The 1,423-nt window shown below is 67.0% G+C and carries 2 protein-coding genes; both read right to left on the bottom strand.

Annotated features, from left to right (window positions below; all coding sequences use genetic code 11):
• Positions 1-77: 77 nt before the first annotated feature.
• The gene (locus AB0P06_RS36895) at positions 78-473 is read right to left on the bottom strand and encodes a hypothetical protein (protein ID WP_363615386.1); all 396 of its coding nucleotides are present in this window, start codon (positions 471-473) and stop codon (positions 78-80) included.
• Positions 470-1,318 (bottom strand): IS5 family transposase, encoded by an 849-nt coding sequence (locus AB0P06_RS36890; RefSeq protein WP_363615384.1) that lies wholly within the window; start codon positions 1,316-1,318, stop codon positions 470-472. Before AB0P06_RS36890 ends, AB0P06_RS36895 begins: the two co-directional genes overlap by 4 nt.
• Between the last annotated feature and the right edge of the window lie 105 nt (positions 1,319-1,423).

The following is a 1,423-nucleotide window of genomic DNA, read 5'->3' as shown; positions in this document are numbered from 1 at the left end:
AGAGGGCGGTTCGAGAGTTGATGTCCGTTTCGAGTTGAGGTTGGGGAGAGGGCTGCTGGCTGCGGGGGTTCGGTCGGCTACTGCTTCTTGGTGAAGCTGCCGGTGTCGACTTCGATGAGGACGTCGAGTTTGACCAGGCGTTTCAGCTTGGCGCGGGTGCCTTCGATGTTCTTCGGCAGTGGTTCGTGGCCGAGGGCTTCGCAGACGTCACGGGCCCGCAGGGGGCCGGTCGCCTCGTTGAAGAGAGCGAGGATGCGGGGGTAGTCCGGGTGTTCGGGCGGGGTAGCCCGAGCCGGGAGGCGGTCGGCGAGGGCGGTGACGGTCTTGCGGGTGATCGCGAGGTGTTCGAGCTGGGTCTCGGCCTCCTGTAGCTGGCGTTGCAGTTCCTCGATCTGCGTGCGGAGGTCGTCGGCCAGGGCCTGCGCGGCGTCCTCCTGGACATCGAGCGCGTCGAGGAGGGGCTGGATGGTCACGCGCTCACCGCCTGCGGGTCGCGCCAGGTGGGCGTGTTCGCGCCGGTCAAGCGACGGGCCATGACCTGGGTCATAGCCCAGTAGACACGCGAGGCGGAGGAGGACGGTCGGTGCTCGTAGTCGCGGACCAGGCGCCGGTGCAGTAGCAGGATCCCGTAGGTCTGCTCGACCCTCCAGCGTTTCGGCTGCGGAACGAAGCCCTTGTCCTGCGGGTTGCGTTCGACGATCTCCACGTCGATGCCCAGGCCGGCGCCGTGCGCGACTACCTGTTTCTTGAAGCCCTGGTCGACCAGCGCCTTGCGGACGGTGCCGCCGGCGTGTTGGGCGACCTGGTCCAGAAGGGCGATGCCCGCGGCGTTGTCGTGCGTGTTCGCGGCCAGGACGATGACGGCTATGACCAGGCCCAACACGTCGACGGCCAGGGCCCGTTTGCGACCGGGAACCCGTTTCGCCGGGTCCCGGCCGGTCGTGGAGGCGGGGACCCCGGCGGCCACGTGGACGCTCTGCGTGTCCAGGACCACCAGGGTCGGGTCCTCTAATCGGCGGGCCCGCTCGCGGACCTGGCAGCGCAGGAGTTCGTGGATGATCTGGTCGGTCCCGTCGTCGCGCCAGGCGGCGAAGTAGTAGTACGTCGCGCTCTTCGGCGGCAGATCGTGCGGGAGGTAAGCCCACTGGCAACCGGTCCTGCCCTGGTAAAGGATCGAGTTCACGATCTCCCGCATCGCATAGGCGCCCTGATGGCCGCTCACAGACCGATGCCGGTCCTTCCACGCTGTGATGACCGGCTCGATCAACGACCACTGCTCGTCGGATAAGTCGCTTGGGTACGGCTTGCGTTCACTCACGCCGCCAACCCCAGCAGAGCAGCGGCGCCGAGCGAGCGAACTCCAGTCCACACTCACACCATCAGGTGACACCAGAACCAGTCAAACACTCACAAACCGCTCTCT

The sequence above is a fragment of the Kitasatospora sp. NPDC088351 genome (genome assembly GCF_040685575.1).
GTDB lineage: Bacteria > Actinomycetota > Actinomycetes > Streptomycetales > Streptomycetaceae > Kitasatospora.
This window is presented reverse-complemented; position numbering and strand designations above follow the sequence as displayed.